The following is a 22,906-nucleotide window of genomic DNA, read 5'->3' on the forward strand; positions in this document are numbered from 1 at the left end:
AACGCTGAAAGGTCCGCACCGGAACTTCTTCGTATTTCATACCTGGTTGTTCCTGATGGCTTCGAGGACGATCTGCTGGAAGCGGGCAAGCGTTACCCGGACCATCCCATTCGGCGCTTGCGTGCTATGCCCAAATTCCAAAGCGATCGCATAAGGCAGGTTGTTGACGATGTAAGCTGTCTGCCCGGCCTTGAACTCGACCACCCCACCGAGAAGCCTGGCCGTAGCTGCTTCGCCTGTCGGGTCCGGTTGAATTCGAAAGCTGTTGTCCGGATAGCCAATTGAGAAATTCCAGTTCCCGCGGAATCGTCCGCCGACGTAGCCCTGACCGGACACCAAACCGTTCACGTTGAAGTTCTGATCGCGCTCTGTTTTTGTCAGGGGCTTTGCGTACTTCACGCCGCGCTTCAGCTTTCCAGCCTTGGTGAAATTGCTGTCGGTCAGGTTGATGACAGTGTTTCTCACGGCAACCTTGAAGTCGTAATCATCTGCGGCTCGGGTATTGGCCTGACGATGGGCGATGTTTGCTGCCCAAAGCTCAGGGTTGCCAACCGGAGACATTCGAATCAGCGACCCTCCGATCTCGATCAAGATCTCCCGAAGGCTAGCGTCTATGGCTCCTTCGGCCTTCTCGGCGAACTCAGCCAACTGAGCAGCAAAACTACCACTCAGGCCGCCGTAGCGCTCCGTCATGTGCGATCCGCGGGCCATGGCTACTTCCTCAGTTGAACAGTCCAGGTTGCTTTGGCTGGGTCCTGACTGACGTTCATTGCGCGCTTATCGCCGATGACGTCACCGATTTCAGGGATGGCCAGGGTTTCGGTGGACTCACCCAGCAGCGTGATAAACAGTTCGTTCTGCAGGATGGTGAGCTTTTCGTCGGTAGCCTGGATCAGCGATCCATCAATCTCTTTGGCGAGATATTTTCCAAACACTCCCCGTCCGGCGTAATTCGTGATGGTCTCGGGCGTAGTGCCTGAGTCCGGGTCGTACTCACCCTGAACCTTGCGCACGCCCACAACTGGGTTCACAGCATCGGCCAGGTCTGTGTCGAAGGCTTCGGCCAGATCCCTCTGCAGGTCGTCGCGCAGTCCCATTTCAGCCCCTCACAACTTTGACCTGGCCTGAGCCGAGGTAATGGGCCAGCAGCGCCAGGGCGAAAGACTCGCCGGCGCTGATGGTCCGGGATGATTCGGAGAACGACTTGCTGCTAGACACGCCGACGGCGCTCACAGATTTCTCCGTAACGCCGGTTTCCTTCGATCCGTAGATCCTGCCGGCGGCTGCCTCCATGGCAACCTCGGCGCCGGCCTGGACAACATCATCCGGGACCGGGTCGAACACTGGCAGACCGAGATTGGTAAGCCAGGTGTTCGCCATCAGCACCGCGCGCGGCTTCTTGTCTTCCGTGGTCCAGTTGGCACCCAGCAAGGCATCCACCTGCGCAACACTGATGTAGGTCGTCACGGGGCTTTACTCCTGAGCCGATTTGTCGAGCAGCTCGGCCAGGGCTGGACGCTCGGCGCTATCGTCGAACGGGATGCCTTTTTCGGTCAGCTTCGCCTTGATATCTTCGATCCGCAGGCCCTTGGACGGCTTATCACCGCCAGAGCCCCCCTTCTTCATCGGCTCAGGGTGTTTGTAGTCATCCGGTGCGAACTTGGCGTCGATGATCTTGTAGCCCTTCTGACGCAGTTCAGCCTTGCGCTCAGCGGTTACTGGGTGTTTCTCGTAAATGACTTTCTCGTCCATGGTGGACTCCTGGTAGGTGGATCAGGCGACCCGAAGGCCGCCGTCTCGATTACTGAGCGGCGTCGCCGATGGTGAGAACGCCAGCCGAGGCCTTGATGCTGTTCGCAACCAGGTCCCAGTTGGTGCCGGTGGCCAGCTCGGCGCTGGTTGGCGACTTGCCGCCGTTGGCGGTGTCCCAGGTGTAACCCTTCATAGCCAGTCCGAAGGTGTAGTCGGCCTGCATGGTGGTTTCGATGCGCTCCTTGCCGTTGGAGGTCTCGATGTTGGTGATCAGGTCGGAACCGTCCATCACCACCGCCGCACCATCAGCCAGGCTCAACACCTTCTGCTTGTTCGGCGTGCCGGCCTCGTACAGAGCCGCGGCATCGGTGATGATCACGGCCTTGCCGAGGATGTCGACCACCTGCACACCGCTGAACTGGAACAGGCGCTCGGCGTTCGCCAAGTTCTGACCCAGCAGCTTGTGGTACATCGCGCCGGTCATCACCTGGGCAACCAGGCGCTGAGAGGCGTCACCGAACAGCGCGTGGGCGTTGTTGATGGCGATATAGTTCACGCCGCCGGTAGCGGACACGTCGTTGGTGGCGGACGGCTGGTTACCAATAGCAGCCACCAGGGCGGCAATAGAGGTGTTCAGTTGGTCCGACATGATGGCTTCGGACAGGTTGCGGCTGATGACTTCCAGCGCCTCTTCCGGGTTCTTCTGCACCCACGACAACTGCGCCGGCTCCCACAGGATGGGACCGAAGCCGCCCGCGATCTTCACGGAGTCGTACTGCTTTTGGGCCAGAGGGGTTGCGGCCTGGTCACCGTTGGCGGCGTAACGGTCAACACGGCGCTGAGCACCATGCAGGCCAGCCCAGAACGACTCTTGCAGGAAGTCGCCGTCAATGCCCTGAGTGGTCAGGCGGATGGCACCTGCCGAAGCAGCGTTGAATTTCTCAACGTCTTGCGCCAGGGTCTCGATGGTGACGCGTTTGAGGTATTCGTTGAATACCTTCATGTTCGAAAGGGCCATTGGGCCTCCTTATTCGCTAGCGGTCAGGCCTTTGATAGCAGCGACTCGATCTTCCTTGCTGCCACCAAAATTGCCCTTGGATTGGGTGTTCGATCCACCGCCGTTCGGAGCGCCGCCGCCATTGGCGCCGGAACTCTTCAGGATGTGGTCGCGATGGGGGTACTGTGAAACGAGGGTTTCAAGCGCTTCGTTGAAGTCAGCCAACTCACCCGGGCGCGCACGGCTGAAGACCTTCTGGCCCTGGCCGTCATAAGCGACAACCTTGCCTTCTTCGATCTTGAAGTTACCGCCGAACGCGGCCTGAACCATGTCAGCCGGAATGGCCATCTTCTCGGCGATGAACTGCGAGCGGGCGAAGCTGCCACCGATCTTCTCGGAGTACAGTTGCTGCTCGAGTGTCTGCGCCTTTACGTTGGCTTCATCCAGTTGAGCCTGGAAGGCCTTGCTGATCTCGCCCTTCACCTTCTCGATCTCACCGGCATCCACCAGTGTCTTAGCGTCGAGATTTGCAACGATACCCAGAGCTTTTTTGGCCGCCGCGGGGTCGTCGATGCCTTCGAAGGTCTTAACGATCTTCTCGGCGGATTCGGCGCGTACACGGTGGTCTTTGGCTTCTGCGTTCAGGCGGGTGATGGTGCTGCGAGTTCCCACTGCATCAAAGGCGACTTCTTTACCGTCGTCTTCAACATAAACAGGCTTGCCATCCTGGATCTCAGCGTATTGCTTGCCATCCACTTCAACAGTCTTCAGTTTCATCTCGTCTCTCTGGGCCATCCGGCCAGTTGGTGAGCCATCCGGCCCTGTCGCGCCCCGTCCATCCGAACCGCAGGCAGAAAAAAGCCCCGCACATGGCGAGGCCTGGGTTGCGACACAAAATCGAATGTCGGCATTTCGTGTCGCAGGAAATTACAGGCGCTCCCTGAGCTCATCGAGCGTCAAGAAGCGTCCACGGTCGTTGTAAAAGTCATCCAGCTTGAGCTTTTCCTGTCTCAGCAACTTGCCACGCTCAGGCCCCAGGATTTCGTCCTGACGCGCCGCTGACTGCCGGCCCAGCCATTCGGCATAGGTCGTCGACTGCGGCACCTGGCCGTCCATGGAGGCCCGCGTGGCTCCATCGCTGAATCCGAGCTTTGCCGCGCTCTTGAGAATCGGCAGCTTGGTCGAGCGGCAGCACCAGTGGATTCTCCCGGGCCCCGCCAGCCATGGAATTTTGTGCCCTATCGGCAGGTAGGTCCCAAGGGTGTAACGCAAGCGGTCCCTGATCCGGCAGTCGGTCGAAGTGCGATTGTCGAGGGTGCTGATCCACTCAACATGGCTAATGATGTCGGCGTTGGCCTCATAGGCTTTGTCGCTGGCGGCCTCGGCGGTGCTGGAAACCGCAGACCGGACAACGGCCTCAATCTCCCTGCGCGACTTCTGCAGGATGCCATCGGCGTACTTCTCTGCCCGGGTGCCCATGATGTTGCGGACGATTTCGGCAGTAGTTCGCCCCTCGACCACCCCGGCACGCACAGCATCACGAACCGAAGCAGCGCGAGACGCCTCGATTCCACTCATCCACTCCCTGAGCAAGCGCCCCTGGAATGGCCGGGCTTGGGCAATCGCCTTGACCTGACTGAACTGTGCGGCGGCAATCGGGAAGGTCTCCTGCACGACGGCAGGTATCACAGCCTGGAGCGCGCCTTGCTGGAAGGCGATCTCATAGCTGATCAAGCCGTCGGTGGCCTGATCCAGTGCCTGGCGGATCTCCACGAAAGTGGACTGATTCAGGCGCAGGACCGTGGACAGAGCCGCGTCCACCGAGGCCGCCGACAGATTTGGGCCAAGGTTGTCGATTGCCGCGATCAACGCAGCACGCAGCTCGGCATCCTTACTGTTGAGGATCTTGATGATTGCAACGACCTGGGCATTGCTCAGGTGTTGCAGGTCAACCTCGTGCCCGATCAGCTTGTCGAGTAGCTTCTCGTTGGCGGTCTTCATCACATCGTACCGAGTGCGGGGCCCTGGGCTTCGATCTTCGCAAACTCCTTGGCCCAGTCGTATTCGTCGCTGATGACGCCGCGGCGCTGCATCTCGGCGAACAGCGTTTCCTTGGACAGCATCCCGGCATTGGCCATGGCCACCAGCGTCGGCAGCGACACCTCTGGCATGTAGTCCACGTCGAAGTTGCCGCGCATCTCGACCGTGCCGCCATCGCCCAAACCACGGTAATCGGCCATGAACTGGAGAAGCTGGGCCAGGCAGTCAGCGAAGTGGCTTGCCATGCGGGCCAGCGGAGACAACTCCTGCGCCGCCTCCTCGTCCGCCTGGGTGGCAGTTTTGGTGGCGCTCTTCTCCGGCGTTAGCAGCTTGGCACCGGCCATGCGCATCTCATCAATGAGGTCTTGCAGGGCTTCCCGGCCAGCCTTTACCGCTGCCCCGGTGTGCTCGACGTACTTGAGGTCGCCGTCCTTGGGCAGATCAGTCAGCGATCCGGTGCCCACCTTGAATTCAGGCGGAACAGGCTTGCCCTGGTTGTCGAAAGTAGCCTGAACACCGATGCGCACCAGGATCGGTACGCGGATGACGTGAAGGATGTTGTCCTGGTCGCTCTGGCTTTGCCAGTGCTTGACGTTGAGGTGGGCCAGCTCCAGGAGTGGCGGCTTGGCAGTCATGAAGCCCGTGCGGCCCGTGTAGAACGTCACCAGTGAGATTTTCTTTAGGCTGTTGGTGCCTTCGTCATGCAAGGCCCAAGCGCCGCCGTTGGAGCCCATGCGGTAGGTGCGCCAGGATCCAGGCTCAAGCACGCGGATCTGATCAACGCACTTGGCGCCGAACTCGCCATCCTCTTCCTCGACAGACTCGATGTAGCGAAACATCGTTAGCTGACCGCCTTTCGACCTCCAACCCAGAACCTGCTCAGGCTTGACCATGACGGCGTACGGGCGAACCCCTGCTGCCGCTTCCTCAGCCTGGGTGCGCACACCATCCACCGTAGGGTGATCGATGAACGCATGGCACAGACCGTGGCTCAGGCCCTCACGGAAGAATTCTACAGCCCAAGAGTTCAGGTCATTGCCAGCATGGTCAATGTCCTTGGTCATCTCCTTGAGCTGATCCGGCACATCGTCGCCGACCTGCAAAGGCTCAGCGAACACCCGGGAGGTCATGTTGCCGACCGTCTCCGAGTAGGCAGGCAGCAGCGTAGATAGACTCAGGCGCTCCTTGTACGATTCGTCAGCCTCGGCTGGATACTGGGGAAGAAGGCTTTTGCCTGCCGCCCTCATCGCCATCGTCCCACCCATGAGCGGAGTGATCACATCCCAGTACTTGCGCATGGCGTCAACGGCCGGGAGCGTGTCGCTGGGGTTGTTACTCATGGCTACATTCTCAGTGGTTGGGTCATCGTGAATGGTCTGATGATCGGGTAGTCGTAGTGGATGAAGTAGCCGCCGGCGTCGTTCGCGTGGTCATTGCCTGACTTCTTGTCCGGCTCCCCATTGGGCGACCACACCTGCTGTTCCAGGCCGTCGGCATAGGTCGGGCAGGTAAACGGATTCACCAGGTAGCGCCGCTCGCCCTGCGCATTGCAGAACATGGCGTTCATGGCGTTGATACGGTCTTTCACAGGCGGGTTTGCAGCAGGTGCAATCACCGAGAACCCGGCCTGGCTGAGGATCGCGATATCGGTTTCGCTCGCGTTGACCGATTTCCTCGATCCGCCCGAGGCATCCGGGTAAATCCGGATCTCACACGTCTTCTCGAAGGTGTTGCCGTTGTGGCGCCAGTACCGCTCTTTGATGCGTCTGATCATGTCGGGCGTGTCGTAGCCATCCACCAACTCATCGACGGCCCGGGGCATGCCATGCTCGCGCTTGACGTGAGTGATCGCAGCCATCTTGCCGACGTTGAAGTCCATGCCGATAAACAGGGGCTCTCCAGGCTGAACGGTGTCGAAGCACTGGTTCAGCTTGCGGTCATAGGCCGTGTAGATGGTGCCGGACGTCAGGTTGACGAACTGGCCTTTCAGGTACGCCAGGATCAACTGAGGCGGATACGACTCCATCAGCGATTCGATGTAGTCGTCCGGCAGGTTCAACTCGTTATCGAACGTGCTCGCCTGGACCAGGCCATACATGTCTTTCAGCGACGGCTTGTCGCGCAACTGCTTCACGAACTGCTGGAAGACGAACTTGAAGCCTTCCGGCGTCGTGGTGACGTCTACCCCGTTTTTCAGCCCGGGCAAGTTGTAGCGCATCCGGGCGATGATCTTGCGCCAGGCTTGCTGCGCCTTGATGGCGGTCAGCACGTCCAGCTCATCCACCAGGGCGTGGCCGATCTTGAAGCCGACGATGGTCTGCGGCTTTTCCATCGACCGGCAAATCACAGTGCCGCGGTACTGCCGGCCGCTGTAGATGTGAACCTCATGGTTCGCCTGGTTGATCTTTGTCTTCAGCCCCCAGTCATAGGCCACCTCATCCATGGTCGGATAGAAGATGTCCCGAATCTGCGGGTATGTCGGCGCGAAGTACCCAGCGTTGACGCCAGGCCACTCCATGAAGTGCTTGCTCAGTGCCGAGCAGCCCACCCAGGTCTTGCCCGAGCCGAACCCGGCCACGAACGCGCGGAACTTGTGGGGCAGCGTGAGGAACTGAGCCTGGGGAACGTTAAGGCTCGGCATTCGGCTTCCTCGCATCCACTACATCGACCTGGATGCGGGTCGGGATCACCGGCTCGTCGCCAGGCTCCTCCTTGCGGGAGCGGTTGACGAACATATCGCCGGTTTCTTTCGCAGCCTGCTCCAGGATCTGCATGGCGAGACCGATGTTCTTCATCGACTCCGCCCGCTCGACGAATCGATTCATGGCGCGCAGTCGGTAGGCGCGGTTGGCGATCGGGATGTCAGAAGTCTCCTCGCGGAAACGCTTGCGGGTATCTTCGAACATCGTTACCCAGCGCTTTGCCAGGCCCTTACCCGATGTCTTCGTAGGGTCGTGCGTCTCAACCTGCTGACGGGTAACCGACACCCCGTATTCTTTCTGGACAGCCTCAACAACCTGTGACGGCGTGTCGAAGCACGCCAGGGCCTGAACGATAAAGGCCTTCACGTCGTTTTGAAGGGCTGCCATAGATTCTCATCCGTCCAGAGCCTGTCCAGAATCAGGCCAGCTTTAGCAGACAGGTTCCGCAGGCCCTCGCAATGTTCAATTTCCCCACCTCGGCAGGATTGTTTGCAGCCGAATCAACGGCTAGCAGGTGGGTCCAATTACGGCCATGCACTACGTCTTGGATTGCTGCATGGCTAACCCCATAGCGGCGCGCAAACGACGCGCACTGGCCGTATGTTCCGGTGTATTCCGAACGTATGGCTAGCACTTCATCTTCAGTTAGGACGGCCTTGCTGTTTCGCGCCCCCTTCCGTGAAAGGAGCCCGGTGCGGAATGCGTGTCGCATGTTTCCGCTGTGCGTGACGTATTCAAGATTATCAAGTCGCGGGTTCTGCTTGTTCCCGTCGATATGATTGACCTCGCGCCCCTCTGGACATGGCCCGATAAAGACATGGGCGACAAGACGATGTACATACCAATTCATGACATCGCCGTTACAGGCGAGCGCAACGGCTGGATACGCCCCTCCACCCGGAATGCGGGGCTTGAGGATTGCCCCAACTCGGCCGCGACCGCGCTTCGGTTTTACTATGCGTTTGACCTCGCCGTAGTTGCTAACCGCATAATCAGGATGGCTTTCAATAACCTTCCATTGCTCAATCATTACGCAGACCTCATAAGACATGTGCCACATGCACTGGCGATAGATGCGTGACTTACCGATGGGGACTTCTTGGCGGCTTCAACCATGCGAGCCAAATCACCGTCGGGATGCCCTACGCCGTATCGCTCAACAACCGAAACGAACTCGCTGACGTCATGGCCACGCAGGTAGAGCTTGGGCAGGCCTTCCTGGGTGAACTTGGGTGCCCCGTACTGATCTGTCGCCTGGGCGATGTGAAATAACTCATGCTCAACCAGTCGCAAAAAATCCACATCGCTGCACTCGGCGCAGTAGTCAGCAGCCAAGGTGATGATGAAGCTCGGTACATCGCCGAACCAATCACGCATCTGTTGTTCCATCCGGGCCTTCTGCCAGCCGCCAGCGCGGAAGGCTACCTGTTCGGCCTGGCCAAGGACTGTGCGGCCCTGCTTGTTGAAGCTCGACGACGCCCACATGACCCGGATGTCTGCATCCAGTAGATGGGCATGGTCTTCGTTGTGGATGCTGCCGGTGTCGGCAAGGATCTCGGTCTGGAGCCACTCCCATACCTCTGGCGCGGGAGCAAGGCGAATACCGAAACTGGACAATTCGGATAGCTCCGCGAGCGCTGTCGGCGGGTACGGGCGATTCATCGAAATTCCTACGATTACTGCGTGATGGACTATGTTTTGATCTCACCTAACGGAGGCCAAATCATGCGCATTACTGAAGATGACGTCGTCCAAGCTGCAAAAGAATGGGCTGTACGCTCTCACAAGGATTCTTTCGAAGCTGAATCAACCGCCTTGGAAGCGATTTCAGCACTTCAAGCAACTCTGAATAGCGATGACTACGACCAAGCACTGAAGAGCCTTTACGAGCAGTACCAGCAGTCGTGAGGAATTCTACTGAACCACCATGATGTGTGTTTGAGCGTGCGCATGTCCGTGCAGCTCGGCGACGATCAGGCCCTGGGGAAGGCCGGCGGACTTCGCAGCGTCAACTGCTTTGGCAATCGCCACATCCAGATCGGTCAGCGCCTTGTTGATGTCCTGGCTCATCGGGAGAGCATGGCGAAGGCGGGTTACGTTGGTCATGCCAGCACCACGCGGAAGTGAGAGGCGATCCATATCAGACCCTCAATCACAGCCCAGCCTCCAACTGCACAAAGGACACCAAGCATGATGAATGCGCCGGTCATATCGGGTAACTGACCCATAAGGATTCCTCTCCAGTGTCGCGACACAATTTGCTGATGCGCGAAACGTGTCGCGCTTTACCGCTTCTTCTCGCAGCCCATGCAATGCTCACAGTTCAGGTGCCGACATAGCCAGGCTTTGACCCGCTGCCAGTACGTGACCATGAACAGATGGCGGATGCCGGCCAAGGCCAGGGCAATGTGCAGCGTCAGCCCCACTACAGTCGGACCGAACAGGAAGCTGTTGTGCCCAGTGGTGACCACGTAGGCGCTGATGGCGATGGCCGAGTAGATCAGCTTCCCAAGGATGCCGTCCCTCACCTTTCCACTCACCACGCACCAGAACGCCCACAAGGCGATCATGCCGCAGGCGATGGAGTTGATCAGTTCAAGATTCATGGTGGGTTGCCTCCCCCGAACCGCTGGCGGATGAACGCCCAGAGGTCAGCGGCTTTGATGGCCCGGGTGATGGCGGCAATGAGTGAGCCACCAAAGGTCCCCAAGAGGAAGCCGACACCGGCAACGCTGCGCGGCTCGACCACCCCGAAATAGGAGCTGATCAGGCCCGTCAGGTAATGGGCGCAGACAGCACCCGAGAAAATGAAGATGGCCCAGGCCTTTCGGTCTACCAGGTCGTCTCGGTGCCAGAAGCTGGCGGCAATCGCGCCAATCAATCCGGCCAGTGCCCAGTCAAGCTTGTCGAGCAGGCGATGCAGGAATTCCATGCGCTCAACTCCGTAGGCATGACTGAATTTGAATCAGCCCCAACAGCACTCCCAGCTCAGAGCAATGGGTGTGGTGGGGCCGAAAACGAAAAGACCCCGATCAATGTCGAGGCCCTGAATAGGGTCGCTGTCTTTCCAGCAGTCAGCCAAAGACCATCACAGCGTCAACGCCCCAATGCATCGATCTCGCTGATCCTGTCTCGCGCCACTCTGGAAGTCAGGTGTGAGCAGAGCGCACGGGCTGCCGGTGTTCTTTCGTGACGCGTGACTTCCGGCGATACCGCGTCCAGGGGTCCCGTAGGCTGTCCTGGCTACAGGTGAAATCGGAGCAATAAAAAACCCGGCGCTTGGCCGGGTTCAGGGTTTCGTGTGCATTCGCTGGGCCTACTTCGCGCCGCCGTTCCCGCGATCCGTCTGAGCGTCCTGACCAGACCCAGGATTGCCGGGCGGCGGATCCCAATCTACAGGTCTTTCGCCAGTGCCCTGCTTGGGCTCAGATTCAGCCTGATCCAGTCCGGAATCATGACCTTCGCCTGTATCAGGCGCTTCTTCGTCTGGCCCAGGGTATGGCGCTTCCGGACCGTTGTTGTCATCCACCATGGCGTGTCTCCTCTCTGGAGCGCAGGATCTGCGCATAATTTTGAGAGGACCTGATCAGACGGAAAGTGCAACGGCGGCGACGAGCGGAAAACAAAAAACCCGGCACAGTGGCCGGGCTTTTTATGTCAATCCCTAACGCGCAAGATCGACAGGATGGGTAAATATTCTCTCACTTTCTCACCCATTGCAATGGCTTTTTGCTACGCCGCGCAACTTTCGATCAAGCCCTCTGTATCCAACAACTCTTGGCAGGCGGTCAGCGCTTCGTTGACCTGGTCATCTAACGCCTTGCGGATGTTCGATCGCCACCGGTACCGGGTTGATTCAGGCTTGCCGTCATTGTCCCAGTTGGTGATGTCGTACCAGGCTGCCGGCAAGACGGTCGCAGACCGCTTGCCCTCGGCACCGGCCACCTGGGGAATCGCCCAAGTCAGAATCGCGCATTCGCGGAACCGCTGCGGCGCCGGCGACTTCACCGAGTTGAGCAGCTCCAGGATTGCACCATGCTTGCGCTCGTCGTGAGTCGAGTACTTCGCAACCAGAGCCCGCCAGTGAGCCGGCGACAGTGACTTGTGCAGCCGGCCGAACACCCAGCAATCCTGGAGAAACGCCGCCTCCTTACCGACGATCTCCCCCTTCTGCTTGGCGCACTGGACCTTGGGTTCAAAGTCGCAGCCGCCGGCGGAGTTGATGGTCTCGGCAGCCAGGGCCCGAACCACTGCTGAAACAACGTTGCGATAGGTCATGCTGCGGTCCTCTTGAGTTCGCGGGTCTTGGCCCGGTATTCGGCGGTCATCACCTTCAGTTGCTCGACGGTGTATTTCTTGGGCTCATGAGGCCCTTCCAGCCACTCGACCAGGTCGGCGCCGATACGCTTCACCAGCTCGATTCGGTAGTTCACGATATTCCCGGAAAGCCGCGTGTTGCAGGGCGAACACTGGCGATGGCAATTCAGCGGCTCGAAGCGCAAGGCAGGATTGCTCCCAACAGTCCGGTAATGGCCGGCGTCATACTTGCCTTGGTGGTTTCGACCACAGCTCACGCAAGGCAGGTGCGCATCCCTAGCGCGCACCCAGGTATTGAACGCCATTTGGGTATCCTTCATGTGTTCCGCCCTGCTCTTCAGCTTTTCCTTGCGGACCTTGATCTCTCGGCGCTCGACCTGGGCCAGGGCCTTGCGCTTCTTCTCCTGCTTTGCCCGGGCAATGAGGACGCCACAGTCTGGTGAGCACCAGGTCTGGAAGCTTGCCCGAGGCACGAAAAAGGATCTGCAGGTTTGTACGGCGCACTTCTTCGGGCGGGGCTGCTTGGCTGGAAGACTCATGCCGCCACCTCGCTCAGCAGGTCACTGAAAACCACGCCCTGCCCGGTGAAGTACGCGGCCATGCGGTCCGTGTACTGGATGCCCTGGGCGCGATTGAACAGGCTGGTCACCGGGAAGCCATCCGGGCCGAACAGCTTGTGCTCCCCCATCATCGCCAGCTTCTCCTCGTAGGGCAGATGGCGCATTACCCGGTACCACGCCGCCTGAAATCCTGAATCCTCGTTCAGCAGGATCTGCACACCAAAGTGGAGTTTGCAGTAACGCCGGGCGTCGGCCGGGTCGCCAATCTGCGTCATTTCAGAGATTCGCTTGTACATCGCGAACCACAGAGCGTTTTGATCGAGCGTGCGGTCCTTGCCCGGGCGCAGGGAGACCACCACGAACTTCTGGTCGCGGTACATCGTGTTCAGTGCTGTGATGGCCTCGGAGAGCTTGGACTGGCTGTTGACGGAGATCTTGTCAGTCATAGGCACCCCGCGAAGTCTTCGAGCAACCCTTGTTTGTCCTCGGCCAGCTTGTCGCGCTCCTTGCGCAGCGCCTCGTTCTCGGCCAGCAATTCCAGCGCTACCTCCTCGATGGTCTTCTCGCCCAGGAACTCTTGGAGGGCCTCGGTGTTGCGCTTCCAGTCTGCACAGTCAGTGCGGAATGACGCGGCCTCAGCCCAGAGCAGTTTTTGAAGTTGTCGTTTGTCGATGATCATTGCACCGGCCTCTTCTCTTCCAGTTCCTGGGCCTGCCGGATAAGCAGCGCCCGGCGATCCGCCAACTCGGTGGCCGCTTCGATCCGCATTTCTGTTTTCCTTTCGGCACTTGCCTTCCGCATTTCCAACATCGAGCTCTTTACGTTTTCGAGTTTTTCGCGAAACGCTGGAGCTGGACGAGCTACCGTTCCCGTGAGCAGGCCGGCAATGGCACGGCCGTCTTCACTGATCGGTTCCACGCTCAGGTCTGCCAAGTACTTCTGGCCGTGTTCGCGGGGGATGCGCTTCAACTCCATCGCCTTGGTGACAGCCTGGATGCGGCTGTTGGCGTCGAACCCCACGGAGACATGCCAGTTGACCGGTTTGGTTTCTTCCCTGGCCTGGGCGACGAAACGTTCGTACGCGCTGATGAAGGCCATCCGCGCCCCAACTTTGTCGCCAGCGTCGAGAACAGGCTTGGCAGCGGCCAGGGCCAGCTGGATCTCGTCAGTCAGCACCACGGTTTCGAATTCATCGTTCGTGGTCATCGCGATGGCCCAGGCTTCGTCCTTGCCGGGCCGACCGTCGGAGGCTTGAACGCGCTGCAGGATGTCGGCCATTGCCAGCTTGCCCTTCACTTCGAAGCGGCATCCCTTCAACGCGGCTTTGACGACAGGAACCGAGTAGGCGCAGAGGTCTTCGGCCATCATCGCCGCGGTGCCGGGGTTCATCTCTTGGCCCATTGCCTCGGCCGTAGCGCAGATAGCGGCAGCCAGTCCGGCCACCTGCTGATCGTTCATTTCAGAGGTATTCATTGCGCTCCCCCGCTTGGCGCTTGGCCAAGACCATTTGCGCAGCCTGCTCGGCAGCGGAGACGTTCGCCTCGGTACGCTCCATCTGGCGGGCGGTTGTGCCGTTGACGCGCTGCCCGGTCACCCACTGGGTGTGGTAGCTCTCCGCGTTCGCCAGTAGCTCGTTGAGGCTGTGGCACTTGCGCAGCACTGCCGCATCGCTGGTCTTCAGGAAGTGGGCAGCGACATGGTGAGCGACGTCGACGCCGAGGCGATCAACAAGCAGCGCCATCTGCTTTCCTGCCTTAGCGTTCCATACCGGCCAGGCGCTGTAGCGTTTGCGGTAAGCCATGGCGTAATTGGCCCAGACTTTAAAGGTCTTGCAGGCCTGGTCCTTCGGCCCTGGCATGTCGGCGGGAATCTCAACCCGTGGCTGCTGGGGAGCGAATGGCACAACCTGCCCCGTCGCGGCCTTGGCGGAAGCCTGGGTCGCAAATGGTTCAATGACCGGTTCAATGACTGGTTCAGAAGAGTGACTGGTTCTGGGTGCAGCTCCTGCACTACCCCCTGGTGCAGGAGATTCACTAGGGGGTGAACCTGCTGCACTACCCTGGTGAATCTGCTGCACTACCCCTGGTGCAGGAGGTGCACCACCATCGAGGGTGAGGAAGTAAACGTTTGACGAGTTCCCTTTTGGACCACCCTTGCGGATTTCCTTGCGCAATAGTCCCGCCTCACAAAGCGCGGTGATGTGGTTCATGACTGAGCGCTTGCTGATCTCGCACTGGTCAGCAACGTGCTGATAGGACGGCCAACACTCGCCTATATCGCTCGCATTGTCGGCCAGTTTGATCAGAACCAGTTTCCGTAGTGGATTGCCGACGCGAAGCTTCATCGCGGCAACCATAAGGCCCATGCTCACGCCGCACCTCGCAGAGCCTTGTCATGCGTGTACAGCCCATCCCAGGTCTTCTTCATGGGCAGCTCGCCGGCCAGGTACAGGTCGTATAGGCGGATGGCACCCTTCTTCAGCAGGACAGGCGTGAAGGAAATGAACGGCTCTTTGCCGTGGGGAGTTACTTCTTGCTGGTGCTCGGTCATGTACTTGTCGCGGGCGTAGGAAGCCACGCGCAGACGCAGGCCGGACTTGCTCTCGTTGTAGAGCCAGTTACGGGTTTCCAGGTACTTGCCCACCTGCATGACGTTGACCCCATTCAGGCCCTTGCAGAATTGGGTGTGGGTCATGCCTTCCTTGAACAGGCGTTCCAAGGAATGGATCTTGGTGGCCTGGGCTTCGACCTGGATGGTCAGTTGCAGACGCTGCTGCTCGGCCTCGAATGCGAGCTGGATGAGATCCATGCGGGAGAGTTCGCGGGGCTGGGCGACTTGCCCTTCCAGCTCCTGCCAGCGGTCCACCAGCGCGGCGGTGAATTCCGGGCTGAGCTGAGCAACGACGACAAAACTGTCGCGCTTGCCGATGCTGTATTGCTTGAGAAGAAGCGGTCCGGGGCCGGAGTTTGGTACTTCCTCAAAATGAGGAAGTCCGATAGTGCCCCGCTCGTGCAGCGTTTCAATGGTTCGCATAACGTTGTCGTGACGCTTGTCGACCAGCTCGGCGATCTCGCGCGAAGACATGGTTGCACGCGACACATTTTCACCGTTGCCAAATTGTGTCGCGACACTGGCCGGGGTATTGATCGTTTGGCTGGATTGGTGCATGATTTGCTCCAGTTGTTTCTCGCTGTTGAAAAAGCCACCCTCGTCCGGTGGTTTTTTTATGCCTGTCGAAAAGCGGGACCTTCTTCAGTCCCTGCGTGAGGGCCTCACCTATCCGGTAGAGGGCCTCTTGAGTCCCACCAGCGTCAGAACTGGTGCCTTATGCCTGCCAACGAAGACCGTTGCTCCTGAGGTGATTGCCTCAAGAAGGATCTCGTTTACCGCTTCTTCAAACGTCCACCCTCTTGCCTCCATAAGCTGGTGAACCTTGACGCGGGTCTCTGGCGGCACGTTTTCTTCTGTGAATTGCATTCGTGCCCTCCTGAGGGGCTCTAGCCCGCGATATTCTTGAGGTCCTTGAGATCCTCGGGCATGAGTGCCTCGATGGCGCCGTTAACCGCTGCCCACTCGAGCATCTCGAAGAGATAGGTGGCGTACTCGCGGCGGCTTTTGTCGGCGGCGCGCTGCAGTTGTCGATCAAGCAACGGATAGAGACGGATCTTGCGGGCGATGTCTCGGCGCTGATTGAGGGGGTCTTTAAAGCCCATACGGGGTTTGCTCCTTGGTTGTTCGAAGGGTTATGCAGCGGATTTCTGAGACGGAAACGGACGCTGCTCCTGGGCCTGGAAGGTGCCGTCAGGCAGCTCCAAGACGCGGATGTCCCGTTTCGCGATGAGCGCTTTGTGAATTGCCGGGGCAGTGACACGAAGAAGCCTTGCGGCTTCGGACTGCCCTTTTTCAGCAACAAACTTGTCGAGGGGGGTCTCGTTCATGATCAGGCCTCGGTTGTAGATGAGGCCGATATTAACCATCTGTTAATTTTTAATCAATACCGATGGTTTCTTCTTATTTTTAACCGTTGGTATACATTCGCGCGATGACGAAAAAACGAATCCTGTCTCCTGACCGCCTGGCTGAGTGCGAAGCCGCGCACACGCTGTTCCTCTCGAAGAAGAACGAGCTGAAGCTGAGTCAGAAAAAAATCGCAGATGCCGCAGGCATGACGCCCGCTGCGGTAAACCTGTATTTCAAAGGGATCAACCCGCTCAACGCTCAATTTGCGGCGGTTCTGGCACGGATGATTCAGGAGCCGGTAGAGGCGTTCAGCCCGCGCCTGGCGGAAGAGATTCGGAGCATGACAAGTGCACCAGTCGTGCGTGAAGACAGCGCCAGCTACTCGGTTGGCGGGACGGCAGCCGATGTCGTCCGCGACATGCTGAGTCGAAGTGGAAAAAACCTTTCTGAGGATGCTCGCAGACGATTGCTAGCCGCTGCCCAGGCAGAGGACGGCGGCGGCGTAATTGAGCTGGACTACTACCGCCCAGGCGTGGTGGGTGATGAGGTATGGATCGCGCACTACGACGTCCGGGCGGCGATGGGTGGCGGACAGATCCCGCACGACTATCCTGAAATGCTCCAGGACATCCGGGTGAGCCCTCAGCATCTACGTGAGATGGGTGTCGAGTTCAAAGAGCACTTCCACCTCAAGATGGTGACGGGCTGGGGCCAGTCCATGGCGCCGACAATCAAGCACCGCGACCCACTACTGGTAGACATCAGTATCAGGGAGTTCGTTGGGGATGGGATCTACATGTTTTCTTGGGAGGGGCACTTGTACATCAAGCGTCTGCAGTGGATAGGCGATGGCCATATCAAAATGATCTCAGACAACGAGAGACACCAACCACTGGAGATCAGGGCGGACGATACCTACATCCAAGCCCGCGTCCTGCTGGTTTGGAATGCAAATCTTGTCTAGTCGCCACTGCGGCAAGCAAGGATCTAGAATCCAAAGTGGATTTTTGGCATGGATGAATGGGGCGATATATGACTGATGAACCAAAGGCTCCGCTAAAACGGATGACCATGTTTTCTGTCAAATCTGAAGACTTTATTAGGTTTCTCGTGGAGAAAGGCGACGGGGAGGAGAAGTGCCCAGTCTGCCAAGGTCCCGAGTGGACGGTGATATGTCCCGACGATGATGGCCCTGTACTCAGGCTAGGTCTTCCCGTACGGAACAGAGAAAAAATGTTCTATCTGTCCACATTTGGTTACTTCTGTGTGAACTGTGGATATGTCCGCACACATATGGCATCGGTTGTGCACCGATGGGTAGAGAGTAATCCTGCCACGGATTCAGACCCTGTAGACGATGAATCGCCGGAACAGGGTCAAAGCGATGTTTAAAATATCGAAATACAAATCACCCGAAGAAATGAAGGCTCATTTAGACGTTTGCACAAGCTTCCCCTCAATCAATCCGAAATCCCCAGCGCTTAGCCCGGACCTGATTGATGACAACAGGCTACCAAAGAGCGATACTCGAGCCATGAACGATGTAACCCGTGAAGAGCTGAGATCTACCCTGTCCGATATCGAAAATCGGATGGATAAGCGTATCGAACGCATGGAGAGAGACAGCGAGCGTCGATCCGATGACTATCGGAAAGAGCTAGCGCTTCGTGACGAGCAACTCAAGCGCGAATTTGATTTGAGGCAAGAATCTTTTCGTCACGAGCAAGCGGCTCGTGATGCTGCTTTAGCGGAAAAATTCACCGGCTTCCTTGCCGCTCAAGCAGAGCGTGACAAAGCTCTAGAAAAAATTTCAGAGTCTAGGTTTGATCGCATAGAGAAAGATGTCAGTAGTATCAAAACCGATACGAAAAAAGTCGGCGAAGACGTTAATGGCATCAAAGTCACAATGGGTAAGTACCTGGGTGGCGCGATTGTGATTGGCGCAATCGTTTCTGCACTGCTCGGTGTAGCTTTGAAGTATGCGTTTTCGCTAGCGGGCTCCTAGTATCAGACCAAGCAAATGGAGCCCGCCGCAGAGCGGGCTTTTTTTTGCCTATTAGAATGGTTCTGGCTCTGCCAAAGAAATTTCAGATGCGTTATCCATGTCGACCGCGCGGCCATCCTCCGGCCGAAACTCCCACCTCAGCGTCACCGAACCATCGTCATTGAACGTCATGTCTATGCCGTCTGTTTCGGATAGCACGCCTATCACCTCCTCCCACTCCCGATCCCCGTCGCTGTCCAGGCGATGGATAGTCACCCAGCGCTGAATCTGCGCGACCGGGTGATTGATCATGTTCGACACCCTCAAGCCCAGCCGCTCTATTCCCGTGATCTCGTACCGCCCGTGCGGCTCCTGTTTTTGTTTTTCGCTCATAACCACCTCCCAATTACTGTACATACATCCAGTATTTGGCGAAGCATATCTCACACCCATCGAAAATAAATTAACCATCGGTATTGACGTTAAAATATACCGATGGTTAACTGAATCCATCGAGACGCCACAGCGACTCGCCAGGGCCTCAACAGACCCGCCACACGACTGGTGAAGCCGCCAGGTAGCACGGGATCAGCGAAATGATCTCCCAGCCCCCGATAAGGGGACCGACTGGACCAAGTTCTTTAAGCAAGACGGAAAGTTGAGCTGGGGTGACCGGGGAGCCGACACCAATGGTGAGACGCGACAACTTGATTGAGCCGGTGACCGACGCCAGTAGCGGGTCACGGCGGAATTTTTCACTGATGCACCTGGGCGACCGGGTGCATTGGGAAAACAACCGGAGCGACGCAGATGGCAAGACAGAACGACATTGTTCACCTGCAAGACCTGATGCAGCGCGGCGAGCTGACGGCGGACCAGGCCAACGTTCAGATGGTTCGCAATGATCGCTTCAGAATGGTGGTTAACAGCCTCCCGGCCAACGTGCGGAAAGCCCTCAACGCTGCGGTTCGTAGCGGCGAGCTGGGGCATATGAAAAAAGACGGTCACAAGCCTGAATGCTACTTCCATCCAACGTTTGAATATCTTGCAAAGGCCGAGCGCATCAAGCGCGAGCGAGAAGTGCTCAGCCTGCGCGGAACCGTAACAACGTGCATGAGCGACATCGCCCGAGCAGCTGGCTTTGATGAGTAGCTGCTCACGGCATGTGCAGATGGCTCCCTGCTGTTTCAGGTCGGCCATCTGGCTTTACAAATGCCTCTCACACCCCGGGAGGTATTTGAAAGCCAACGCAGGAGAAAAGCGACGTGACCATCATCGAAGACGACTTCACAAGCGGCGCACAGGTAAGCATGCAGATGGACAAAGATGCGGGCGAGCTATTCGTCTTCCACTGCCCGGCCGGCCAAGGCTGCAAAGTCAACAAGTGGCCTCTGGATAGTTACCACATGCCGATCGCGATGGCGCATTACGAAGAATGCTGCGAGCTGGAACGCGCAGTCTGAACAACCAGCGCCACGACAGCCCTGTCGTTAACTGCCCGATCCTCTCTATGAGAGCGCATCGGAGTGTGCCCGGCCCAGACCCATTGCCCCGATGAAAGCCAGGGGCCGCCAGCGGCGACCGGACACACCCCGATGCGGACGAAACCGCGGCCTATAACCGCCCACCTGCATCAATCGGCGAATAGCTCAACCCGCATTGCGCAGGGTCAGCGCCAACCTGGTATTGGCGAGCTACCTTGATCTGGCACAAGCGCCGTGACAGCCGGGAAAGACCGGCACCCACCCTCCCCCGACCAATCCCGCATGCACATGACGCCGCGCCCAACGGCAACCAGCGGAAGGATCGTGCGCAGCCGGAATTTGTTGGATCAACCAGATGGAGAGAGTCATGAGCGAGCAACGAGCTCCTTATCCACGGTCGGCGGACAACGCTGATCAGATGAACCTGCCAGAGGGCAAGACCTGCGGCGACTGCGTGCATTGCAAGCGCTGCACCGCGATGTTCGGCCACATCCCTGCGGATGAGTCTTGCGACTGGAGCCCGTCGCGCTTTCGTGAGGCTGTTCCGGTTACCGCCTAACCCCAAACACTGGAGGTCGCCATGAGCGAACAAATGACATTGGACGGTCAGCCGGTCGTCAAACAGCTCCGCGTTTTCATCGTAGAAGACCACGACTACTACGCAGCCAGCACCGCCGAAGAAGCCATCCGACTTCATGCCGAGACGTGCGAGCGAGACATCGAGGATGTCGACGCCAACGACTGCGAAGAAGTGACCGGCGACCTCCTGGAGAAACCGTGGGCGGATGAGGATGGCGCGCCACTTGGCATATTGCGCCAATGGCTCTCTGAGGCAAAAGGCCCTGAGTGGCTGACCGGAACAGAATAACGCCACCCTGGAGGCAACCATGGCAACCAGCTATGCAGACAGTGCCCAGGCCAGGGCATGGGATCGACAGTTCGACGAAATGGGCCGTCCGCGCCCAACCCACAAAGACCTCTTTCACGATTACGACGCCTTGCAGGCCCAGGCCAAGCTGACGGCCGAGCAGCGAGCTTTTGAGGCCGCTCACAGAAAGGAAATGGCGATTCGCATAAACGCGGCGGTGGATCAGATCGCTGAATTTTGGGGCCTGGAGGTAAAGAAATCGTGAACGCTCATTCTATTGCGACACACCGGATTGAGGTTGAGCTGTCTGCAATCCCTGCCTCCTTGATCCCTTCGCTAACCGCAGACAGAGCGCGTATGGCGGCGATTCTGGCGGAAGAGCTTTCCGCGATCACCACCAGCGAGCGCGACTCCTATCTCAAGGAAATTGGCGCTGCTGAGCTGACAAGGTTTGTCGAGCTTTTGCCAAGGGCTGCAGCATGAGCCCTCACATCCTGATCGACGAGGCGCTGGAAAGCCTGGAGCACCCCGACAGCCCTCCAGGTGCCGGAAAGGTTGTGCTGCGCATGATCACCAAAATGATGGAAGGCAGCGCCATCACAGTTGAAGAGTTCAACCACTACTGCAAGCGCCTCCTGAAAATCACCAGGCAGCGCAAGGAGGCGTCATGAGTACTGCACCGGTTAAAACGCTGCTGGATGAGCAGCTCGAAGAGATTGAGCGCAGCCTTGCGATAGTAGGCGCTGGCATTCCGCGTGAGCTGCCTGTTGTCGTGCTCCCGCCCAAGCTGGTAGCGGCGATCAAGTCGGGGCGTATCGCAGTGAGGGCCAAACAATGAAGTGCCTCTACTGGATCCTCGGCGCCTCCATCCTCATGACCATGCTCGCCTACACCGTGGTCAGCGAAAGGTCGGCATCCTGCAGCGTACCGCAACTGTCCCCGGCGCTTGCTGATCTGGCGCGGGTCGTTCTCGGCCATCACCTTCTGCACTCTCATGATGCTGCTCAGCGCCCTCGCCGATCGCATCACCCAATAAACAACACCGCCACAAGCTGCGCTCGGCGCAGCAAGGAATCGTCATGTCCGCAAAAGCCAAACAAGCCGCCGTATTGACCGACCTGGAAGCGAGTGAAACCGGCGACACAAAGAATGCTGTTGCTCCTGCAGTTGCCGTCACCGATATCGCCGAGTATCGGCCACATGAAGAACAGATTGTCCGTCTGGAAACGACCTACGCGAACCTGGTTGTCGACTGCTCTACCAGTGAAGGCCTGGCGAATGCGAAGGAGGTTCGCGTTGATATTCGCGATGTCCGCTATGCCCTGGCCAATACCACGAAAACGGCACTGATTCCCTATCAGCAGGCGGTCAAGGACGCCCAGGCTCGCGTCAACCAAGTGAAGGAATTCGGTGAAGCGCTGAAGGATCGCGTGCTGGCGATCGAGGCGCCTGTTGACGAAGCGATTAAGGCTGAAGAGAAACGCATAGCTGATGCCAAAGCCGAGCGCGAGCGTGTCGAAGCTGAGCGTATCGAAACCATCAGAGCAAAGATTGCCCGCTTCAGCTCTGTTGCTGGCGCATATGCAAGTCGTAGCGCTGCCGACGTCTCCGGCATTCTGCAAAGCGTCAAGGAGTCGGTGATCCTGCCAGAGGAATATGCCGAGTTCGAAGCGGAAGGCACGATTGCTCGCGACAACGCTATTGAACAGCTTGAAACGTTGCACAGGGCTGCTGTTGACCGCGAGGAAGCTGCCACCAAGCTGGCGGCTCAACAGAAAGAACTCGATGATCTGCGCGAGAAGCAACGTATTGCTGACGCCGAAGCCGAGGAATTGCGCAAGCAGCGCGCCGAAGAAGACCGCCTGCGCCTGAAAAAGCAGCAGGATGAGCTCGACCAGCAGCGTCGAGATATGGAAGCGCAGCAACGCCAACAGCGTGAGCGCGACGCACAGTATCAGCGTGACCAAGAAGAACTTGCTCGCCTGCGCGCACAGGCTGCTGCACCTACAGCAGTCGCAGAAGTCGTCGCGACTCCAGTAGCAGTCCAAACAGCACCAGCGGTGGTGACAGAAGCTGACCCCGCGCCCCTGGAAGACGTACCCGCTGACTCGAACATGCCGAGCGCCAGCGAAGTGGTCGAGGTCGTGGCCATGGCCTTCTGTGTCACCAATGACGAGGCTTCGGCCTGGCTGCGCACCCTGTCGTTCTAAAGAACCTGAAACCACCCCGGAGGCCGACCACA

General features: G+C 58.4%; 38 protein-coding genes. 12 read left to right on the forward strand and 26 right to left on the reverse strand.

Annotation, left to right across the window (positions count from 1 at the left end; genetic code table 11):
- Positions 1 to 36: 36 nt before the first annotated feature.
- The 12 genes from CRX69_RS18770 to CRX69_RS18825 all read right to left on the reverse strand — a co-directional run bounded on the left by CRX69_RS18770 (position 37) and on the right by CRX69_RS18825 (position 9,153).
- Complete coding sequence (locus CRX69_RS18770) at positions 37 to 711, reverse strand: hypothetical protein (RefSeq protein WP_420821193.1); 675 nt, start codon at positions 709 to 711, stop codon at positions 37 to 39.
- Between the two features lie 2 nt (positions 712 to 713).
- Positions 714 to 1,097, reverse strand: coding sequence for a hypothetical protein (locus CRX69_RS18775; RefSeq protein ID WP_107322556.1), 384 nt, complete (start codon positions 1,095 to 1,097; stop codon positions 714 to 716).
- Between the two features lies 1 nt (position 1,098).
- Positions 1,099 to 1,467, reverse strand: coding sequence for a hypothetical protein (locus CRX69_RS18780; protein ID WP_107322557.1), 369 nt, complete (start codon positions 1,465 to 1,467; stop codon positions 1,099 to 1,101).
- Positions 1,468 to 1,473: 6 nt separating this feature from the next.
- Positions 1,474 to 1,752 carry a hypothetical protein gene (locus tag CRX69_RS18785; RefSeq protein WP_107322558.1) on the reverse strand — a complete coding sequence of 93 codons (279 nt, stop codon included), beginning with the start codon at positions 1,750 to 1,752 and terminating at the stop codon, positions 1,474 to 1,476.
- Positions 1,753 to 1,801: 49 nt separating this feature from the next.
- A complete protein-coding gene (locus CRX69_RS18790; protein ID WP_107322559.1) occupies positions 1,802 to 2,770 on the reverse strand; it encodes a major capsid protein in 969 nt (322 codons plus the stop codon).
- Between the two features lie 9 nt (positions 2,771 to 2,779).
- On the reverse strand, positions 2,780 to 3,526 hold the full coding sequence (locus tag CRX69_RS18795; RefSeq protein WP_107322560.1) for a DUF6651 domain-containing protein: 747 nt from the start codon (positions 3,524 to 3,526) through the stop codon (positions 2,780 to 2,782).
- Positions 3,527 to 3,676: 150 nt separating this feature from the next.
- The gene (locus CRX69_RS18800) at positions 3,677 to 4,750 is read right to left on the reverse strand and encodes a structural protein (RefSeq protein ID WP_107322561.1); all 1,074 of its coding nucleotides are present in this window, start codon (positions 4,748 to 4,750) and stop codon (positions 3,677 to 3,679) included.
- The gene (locus tag CRX69_RS18805) at positions 4,750 to 6,129 is read right to left on the reverse strand and encodes a DUF4055 domain-containing protein (protein WP_107322562.1); all 1,380 of its coding nucleotides are present in this window, start codon (positions 6,127 to 6,129) and stop codon (positions 4,750 to 4,752) included. Before CRX69_RS18805 ends, CRX69_RS18800 begins: the two co-directional genes overlap by 1 nt.
- Positions 6,130 to 6,131: 2 nt before the next feature.
- Positions 6,132 to 7,430, reverse strand: a complete 1,299-nt coding sequence (locus tag CRX69_RS18810; protein ID WP_107322563.1) for a terminase large subunit domain-containing protein — start codon at positions 7,428 to 7,430, stop codon at positions 6,132 to 6,134.
- Positions 7,417 to 7,878 carry a DUF2280 domain-containing protein gene (locus CRX69_RS18815; RefSeq protein WP_107322564.1) on the reverse strand — a complete coding sequence of 154 codons (462 nt, stop codon included), beginning with the start codon at positions 7,876 to 7,878 and terminating at the stop codon, positions 7,417 to 7,419. Before CRX69_RS18815 ends, CRX69_RS18810 begins: the two co-directional genes overlap by 14 nt.
- A gap of 31 nt (positions 7,879 to 7,909) precedes the next feature.
- A complete protein-coding gene (locus tag CRX69_RS18820; RefSeq protein ID WP_177513915.1) occupies positions 7,910 to 8,521 on the reverse strand; it encodes an NUMOD4 motif-containing HNH endonuclease in 612 nt (203 codons plus the stop codon).
- The gene (locus CRX69_RS18825) at positions 8,521 to 9,153 is read right to left on the reverse strand and encodes a putative metallopeptidase (protein WP_107322566.1); all 633 of its coding nucleotides are present in this window, start codon (positions 9,151 to 9,153) and stop codon (positions 8,521 to 8,523) included. Before CRX69_RS18825 ends, CRX69_RS18820 begins: the two co-directional genes overlap by 1 nt.
- 63 nt (positions 9,154 to 9,216) lie before the next feature.
- On the opposite strand from CRX69_RS18825, the gene CRX69_RS18830 reads away from it, so the two are divergent.
- Positions 9,217 to 9,399 carry a hypothetical protein gene (locus CRX69_RS18830; protein WP_107322567.1) on the forward strand — a complete coding sequence of 61 codons (183 nt, stop codon included), beginning with the start codon at positions 9,217 to 9,219 and terminating at the stop codon, positions 9,397 to 9,399.
- A gap of 6 nt (positions 9,400 to 9,405) precedes the next feature.
- Here CRX69_RS18830 and CRX69_RS18835 read toward each other — a convergent pair whose 3' ends face one another.
- The 13 genes from CRX69_RS18835 to CRX69_RS18900 form a co-directional block, all read right to left on the reverse strand.
- The gene (locus tag CRX69_RS18835; RefSeq protein WP_107322568.1) at positions 9,406 to 9,597 is read right to left on the reverse strand and encodes a hypothetical protein; all 192 of its coding nucleotides are present in this window, start codon (positions 9,595 to 9,597) and stop codon (positions 9,406 to 9,408) included.
- Positions 9,598 to 9,776: 179 nt separating this feature from the next.
- Positions 9,777 to 10,097: a hypothetical protein gene (locus CRX69_RS18840; RefSeq protein ID WP_107322569.1), complete on the reverse strand. Its 321-nt coding sequence runs from the start codon at positions 10,095 to 10,097 to the stop codon at positions 9,777 to 9,779.
- The gene (locus CRX69_RS18845; protein ID WP_107322570.1) at positions 10,094 to 10,423 is read right to left on the reverse strand and encodes an MFS transporter; all 330 of its coding nucleotides are present in this window, start codon (positions 10,421 to 10,423) and stop codon (positions 10,094 to 10,096) included. The genes CRX69_RS18840 and CRX69_RS18845 overlap by 4 nt, the downstream gene beginning before the upstream one ends.
- 800 nt (positions 10,424 to 11,223) lie before the next feature.
- Complete coding sequence (locus CRX69_RS18855; protein ID WP_107322572.1) at positions 11,224 to 11,769, reverse strand: hypothetical protein; 546 nt, start codon at positions 11,767 to 11,769, stop codon at positions 11,224 to 11,226.
- Positions 11,766 to 12,347: a recombination protein NinG gene (locus CRX69_RS18860; RefSeq protein ID WP_107322573.1), complete on the reverse strand. Its 582-nt coding sequence runs from the start codon at positions 12,345 to 12,347 to the stop codon at positions 11,766 to 11,768. The genes CRX69_RS18855 and CRX69_RS18860 overlap by 4 nt, the downstream gene beginning before the upstream one ends.
- The gene (locus CRX69_RS18865) at positions 12,344 to 12,814 is read right to left on the reverse strand and encodes a hypothetical protein (RefSeq protein WP_107322574.1); all 471 of its coding nucleotides are present in this window, start codon (positions 12,812 to 12,814) and stop codon (positions 12,344 to 12,346) included. Before CRX69_RS18865 ends, CRX69_RS18860 begins: the two co-directional genes overlap by 4 nt.
- The gene (locus tag CRX69_RS18870; protein ID WP_013693880.1) at positions 12,811 to 13,047 is read right to left on the reverse strand and encodes a hypothetical protein; all 237 of its coding nucleotides are present in this window, start codon (positions 13,045 to 13,047) and stop codon (positions 12,811 to 12,813) included. The genes CRX69_RS18865 and CRX69_RS18870 overlap by 4 nt, the downstream gene beginning before the upstream one ends.
- Complete coding sequence (locus CRX69_RS18875; protein ID WP_107322575.1) at positions 13,044 to 13,841, reverse strand: hypothetical protein; 798 nt, start codon at positions 13,839 to 13,841, stop codon at positions 13,044 to 13,046. The genes CRX69_RS18870 and CRX69_RS18875 overlap by 4 nt, the downstream gene beginning before the upstream one ends.
- Positions 13,828 to 14,739, reverse strand: a complete 912-nt coding sequence (locus tag CRX69_RS18880) for a helix-turn-helix domain-containing protein (protein WP_107322576.1) — start codon at positions 14,737 to 14,739, stop codon at positions 13,828 to 13,830. The genes CRX69_RS18875 and CRX69_RS18880 overlap by 14 nt, the downstream gene beginning before the upstream one ends.
- Positions 14,736 to 15,536: a Rha family transcriptional regulator gene (locus CRX69_RS18885; RefSeq protein WP_240539548.1), complete on the reverse strand. Its 801-nt coding sequence runs from the start codon at positions 15,534 to 15,536 to the stop codon at positions 14,736 to 14,738. The genes CRX69_RS18880 and CRX69_RS18885 overlap by 4 nt, the downstream gene beginning before the upstream one ends.
- Positions 15,537 to 15,644: 108 nt before the next feature.
- Positions 15,645 to 15,845 (reverse strand): hypothetical protein, encoded by a 201-nt coding sequence (locus CRX69_RS18890; protein WP_107322577.1) that lies wholly within the window; start codon positions 15,843 to 15,845, stop codon positions 15,645 to 15,647.
- Between the two features lie 20 nt (positions 15,846 to 15,865).
- Positions 15,866 to 16,081, reverse strand: coding sequence for a hypothetical protein (locus CRX69_RS18895; RefSeq protein WP_064588254.1), 216 nt, complete (start codon positions 16,079 to 16,081; stop codon positions 15,866 to 15,868).
- A 30-nt stretch (positions 16,082 to 16,111) separates the two neighbouring features.
- The gene (locus CRX69_RS18900) at positions 16,112 to 16,306 is read right to left on the reverse strand and encodes a Cro/CI family transcriptional regulator (RefSeq protein WP_107323281.1); all 195 of its coding nucleotides are present in this window, start codon (positions 16,304 to 16,306) and stop codon (positions 16,112 to 16,114) included.
- A 104-nt stretch (positions 16,307 to 16,410) separates the two neighbouring features.
- Here CRX69_RS18900 and CRX69_RS18905 point away from each other — a divergent pair, with 104 nt between their 5' ends.
- Positions 16,411 to 17,292, forward strand: coding sequence for a LexA family transcriptional regulator (locus CRX69_RS18905; protein ID WP_107322578.1), 882 nt, complete (start codon positions 16,411 to 16,413; stop codon positions 17,290 to 17,292).
- Positions 17,293 to 17,712: 420 nt separating this feature from the next.
- Positions 17,713 to 18,333 carry a hypothetical protein gene (locus tag CRX69_RS18910; protein WP_157952135.1) on the forward strand — a complete coding sequence of 207 codons (621 nt, stop codon included), beginning with the start codon at positions 17,713 to 17,715 and terminating at the stop codon, positions 18,331 to 18,333.
- A gap of 51 nt (positions 18,334 to 18,384) precedes the next feature.
- Here the strand turns inward: CRX69_RS18910 and CRX69_RS18915 are convergent, their stop codons facing one another.
- A complete protein-coding gene (locus CRX69_RS18915; protein ID WP_107323282.1) occupies positions 18,385 to 18,705 on the reverse strand; it encodes a DUF1654 domain-containing protein in 321 nt (106 codons plus the stop codon).
- A 417-nt stretch (positions 18,706 to 19,122) separates the two neighbouring features.
- On the opposite strand from CRX69_RS18915, the gene CRX69_RS18920 reads away from it, so the two are divergent.
- The 9 genes from CRX69_RS18920 to CRX69_RS18955 all read left to right on the forward strand — a co-directional run bounded on the left by CRX69_RS18920 (position 19,123) and on the right by CRX69_RS18955 (position 22,874).
- Positions 19,123 to 19,464: a hypothetical protein gene (locus tag CRX69_RS18920; protein ID WP_107322580.1), complete on the forward strand. Its 342-nt coding sequence runs from the start codon at positions 19,123 to 19,125 to the stop codon at positions 19,462 to 19,464.
- Positions 19,465 to 19,577: 113 nt separating this feature from the next.
- Positions 19,578 to 19,775, forward strand: coding sequence for a hypothetical protein (locus CRX69_RS18925; protein ID WP_107322581.1), 198 nt, complete (start codon positions 19,578 to 19,580; stop codon positions 19,773 to 19,775).
- A gap of 388 nt (positions 19,776 to 20,163) precedes the next feature.
- The gene (locus tag CRX69_RS18930) at positions 20,164 to 20,355 is read left to right on the forward strand and encodes a hypothetical protein (protein ID WP_107322582.1); all 192 of its coding nucleotides are present in this window, start codon (positions 20,164 to 20,166) and stop codon (positions 20,353 to 20,355) included.
- 21 nt (positions 20,356 to 20,376) lie between these two features.
- Positions 20,377 to 20,664, forward strand: a complete 288-nt coding sequence (locus tag CRX69_RS18935) for a hypothetical protein (RefSeq protein WP_107322583.1) — start codon at positions 20,377 to 20,379, stop codon at positions 20,662 to 20,664.
- 19 nt (positions 20,665 to 20,683) lie between these two features.
- Positions 20,684 to 20,929 (forward strand): hypothetical protein, encoded by a 246-nt coding sequence (locus tag CRX69_RS18940; protein ID WP_107322584.1) that lies wholly within the window; start codon positions 20,684 to 20,686, stop codon positions 20,927 to 20,929.
- 92 nt (positions 20,930 to 21,021) lie between these two features.
- Positions 21,022 to 21,147 carry a hypothetical protein gene (locus tag CRX69_RS28090; protein ID WP_275112850.1) on the forward strand — a complete coding sequence of 42 codons (126 nt, stop codon included), beginning with the start codon at positions 21,022 to 21,024 and terminating at the stop codon, positions 21,145 to 21,147.
- On the forward strand, positions 21,144 to 21,335 hold the full coding sequence (locus CRX69_RS18950) for a hypothetical protein (protein ID WP_107322586.1): 192 nt from the start codon (positions 21,144 to 21,146) through the stop codon (positions 21,333 to 21,335). Before CRX69_RS28090 ends, CRX69_RS18950 begins: the two co-directional genes overlap by 4 nt.
- Positions 21,332 to 21,502 (forward strand): hypothetical protein, encoded by a 171-nt coding sequence (locus tag CRX69_RS27710; RefSeq protein WP_177513918.1) that lies wholly within the window; start codon positions 21,332 to 21,334, stop codon positions 21,500 to 21,502. The genes CRX69_RS18950 and CRX69_RS27710 overlap by 4 nt, the downstream gene beginning before the upstream one ends.
- 241 nt (positions 21,503 to 21,743) lie before the next feature.
- The gene (locus tag CRX69_RS18955; protein ID WP_107322587.1) at positions 21,744 to 22,874 is read left to right on the forward strand and encodes a coiled-coil domain-containing protein; all 1,131 of its coding nucleotides are present in this window, start codon (positions 21,744 to 21,746) and stop codon (positions 22,872 to 22,874) included.
- The last annotated feature ends 32 nt before the right edge of the window (positions 22,875 to 22,906 follow it).

This window comes from Pseudomonas rhizophila (assembly GCF_003033885.1).
Taxonomy (GTDB): Bacteria; Pseudomonadota; Gammaproteobacteria; order Pseudomonadales; family Pseudomonadaceae; genus Aquipseudomonas; species Aquipseudomonas rhizophila.

Bases quoted from the DNA above. Each gene is read 5' to 3' on its own strand.
- CRX69_RS18770 (WP_420821193.1), bottom strand. From the start codon at position 711: ATGGCCCGCGGATCGCACATGACGGAGCGCTACGGCGGCCTGAGTGGT.
- CRX69_RS18775 (WP_107322556.1), bottom strand. From the start codon at position 1,097: ATGGGACTGCGCGACGACCTGCAGAGGGATCTGGCCGAAGCCTTCGAC.
- CRX69_RS18785 (WP_107322558.1), bottom strand. From the start codon at position 1,752: ATGGACGAGAAAGTCATTTACGAGAAACACCCAGTAACCGCTGAGCGC.
- CRX69_RS18790 (WP_107322559.1), bottom strand. From the start codon at position 2,770: ATGGCCCTTTCGAACATGAAGGTATTCAACGAATACCTCAAACGCGTC.
- CRX69_RS18795 (WP_107322560.1), bottom strand. From the start codon at position 3,526: ATGAAACTGAAGACTGTTGAAGTGGATGGCAAGCAATACGCTGAGATC.
- CRX69_RS18800 (WP_107322561.1), bottom strand. From the start codon at position 4,750: ATGAAGACCGCCAACGAGAAGCTACTCGACAAGCTGATCGGGCACGAG.
- CRX69_RS18805 (WP_107322562.1), bottom strand. From the start codon at position 6,129: ATGAGTAACAACCCCAGCGACACGCTCCCGGCCGTTGACGCCATGCGC.
- CRX69_RS18810 (WP_107322563.1), bottom strand. From the start codon at position 7,430: ATGCCGAGCCTTAACGTTCCCCAGGCTCAGTTCCTCACGCTGCCCCAC.
- CRX69_RS18815 (WP_107322564.1), bottom strand. From the start codon at position 7,878: ATGGCAGCCCTTCAAAACGACGTGAAGGCCTTTATCGTTCAGGCCCTG.
- CRX69_RS18820 (WP_177513915.1), bottom strand. From the start codon at position 8,521: ATGATTGAGCAATGGAAGGTTATTGAAAGCCATCCTGATTATGCGGTT.
- CRX69_RS18825 (WP_107322566.1), bottom strand. From the start codon at position 9,153: ATGAATCGCCCGTACCCGCCGACAGCGCTCGCGGAGCTATCCGAATTG.
- CRX69_RS18830 (WP_107322567.1), top strand. From the start codon at position 9,217: ATGCGCATTACTGAAGATGACGTCGTCCAAGCTGCAAAAGAATGGGCT.
- CRX69_RS18835 (WP_107322568.1), bottom strand. From the start codon at position 9,597: ATGACCAACGTAACCCGCCTTCGCCATGCTCTCCCGATGAGCCAGGAC.
- CRX69_RS18840 (WP_107322569.1), bottom strand. From the start codon at position 10,097: ATGAATCTTGAACTGATCAACTCCATCGCCTGCGGCATGATCGCCTTG.
- CRX69_RS18845 (WP_107322570.1), bottom strand. From the start codon at position 10,423: ATGGAATTCCTGCATCGCCTGCTCGACAAGCTTGACTGGGCACTGGCC.
- CRX69_RS18855 (WP_107322572.1), bottom strand. From the start codon at position 11,769: ATGACCTATCGCAACGTTGTTTCAGCAGTGGTTCGGGCCCTGGCTGCC.
- CRX69_RS18860 (WP_107322573.1), bottom strand. From the start codon at position 12,347: ATGAGTCTTCCAGCCAAGCAGCCCCGCCCGAAGAAGTGCGCCGTACAA.
- CRX69_RS18865 (WP_107322574.1), bottom strand. From the start codon at position 12,814: ATGACTGACAAGATCTCCGTCAACAGCCAGTCCAAGCTCTCCGAGGCC.
- CRX69_RS18870 (WP_013693880.1), bottom strand. From the start codon at position 13,047: ATGATCATCGACAAACGACAACTTCAAAAACTGCTCTGGGCTGAGGCC.
- CRX69_RS18875 (WP_107322575.1), bottom strand. From the start codon at position 13,841: ATGAATACCTCTGAAATGAACGATCAGCAGGTGGCCGGACTGGCTGCC.
- CRX69_RS18885 (WP_240539548.1), bottom strand. From the start codon at position 15,536: ATGCACCAATCCAGCCAAACGATCAATACCCCGGCCAGTGTCGCGACA.
- CRX69_RS18890 (WP_107322577.1), bottom strand. From the start codon at position 15,845: ATGCAATTCACAGAAGAAAACGTGCCGCCAGAGACCCGCGTCAAGGTT.
- CRX69_RS18895 (WP_064588254.1), bottom strand. From the start codon at position 16,081: ATGGGCTTTAAAGACCCCCTCAATCAGCGCCGAGACATCGCCCGCAAG.
- CRX69_RS18900 (WP_107323281.1), bottom strand. From the start codon at position 16,306: ATGAACGAGACCCCCCTCGACAAGTTTGTTGCTGAAAAAGGGCAGTCC.
- CRX69_RS18905 (WP_107322578.1), top strand. From the start codon at position 16,411: ATGACGAAAAAACGAATCCTGTCTCCTGACCGCCTGGCTGAGTGCGAA.
- CRX69_RS18910 (WP_157952135.1), top strand. From the start codon at position 17,713: ATGTTTAAAATATCGAAATACAAATCACCCGAAGAAATGAAGGCTCAT.
- CRX69_RS18915 (WP_107323282.1), bottom strand. From the start codon at position 18,705: ATGAGCGAAAAACAAAAACAGGAGCCGCACGGGCGGTACGAGATCACG.
- CRX69_RS18920 (WP_107322580.1), top strand. From the start codon at position 19,123: ATGGCAAGACAGAACGACATTGTTCACCTGCAAGACCTGATGCAGCGC.
- CRX69_RS18930 (WP_107322582.1), top strand. From the start codon at position 20,164: ATGAGCGAGCAACGAGCTCCTTATCCACGGTCGGCGGACAACGCTGAT.
- CRX69_RS18935 (WP_107322583.1), top strand. From the start codon at position 20,377: ATGAGCGAACAAATGACATTGGACGGTCAGCCGGTCGTCAAACAGCTC.
- CRX69_RS18940 (WP_107322584.1), top strand. From the start codon at position 20,684: ATGGCAACCAGCTATGCAGACAGTGCCCAGGCCAGGGCATGGGATCGA.
- CRX69_RS28090 (WP_275112850.1), top strand. From the start codon at position 21,022: ATGGCGGCGATTCTGGCGGAAGAGCTTTCCGCGATCACCACCAGCGAG.
- CRX69_RS18950 (WP_107322586.1), top strand. From the start codon at position 21,144: ATGAGCCCTCACATCCTGATCGACGAGGCGCTGGAAAGCCTGGAGCAC.
- CRX69_RS27710 (WP_177513918.1), top strand. From the start codon at position 21,332: ATGAGTACTGCACCGGTTAAAACGCTGCTGGATGAGCAGCTCGAAGAG.
- CRX69_RS18955 (WP_107322587.1), top strand. From the start codon at position 21,744: ATGTCCGCAAAAGCCAAACAAGCCGCCGTATTGACCGACCTGGAAGCG.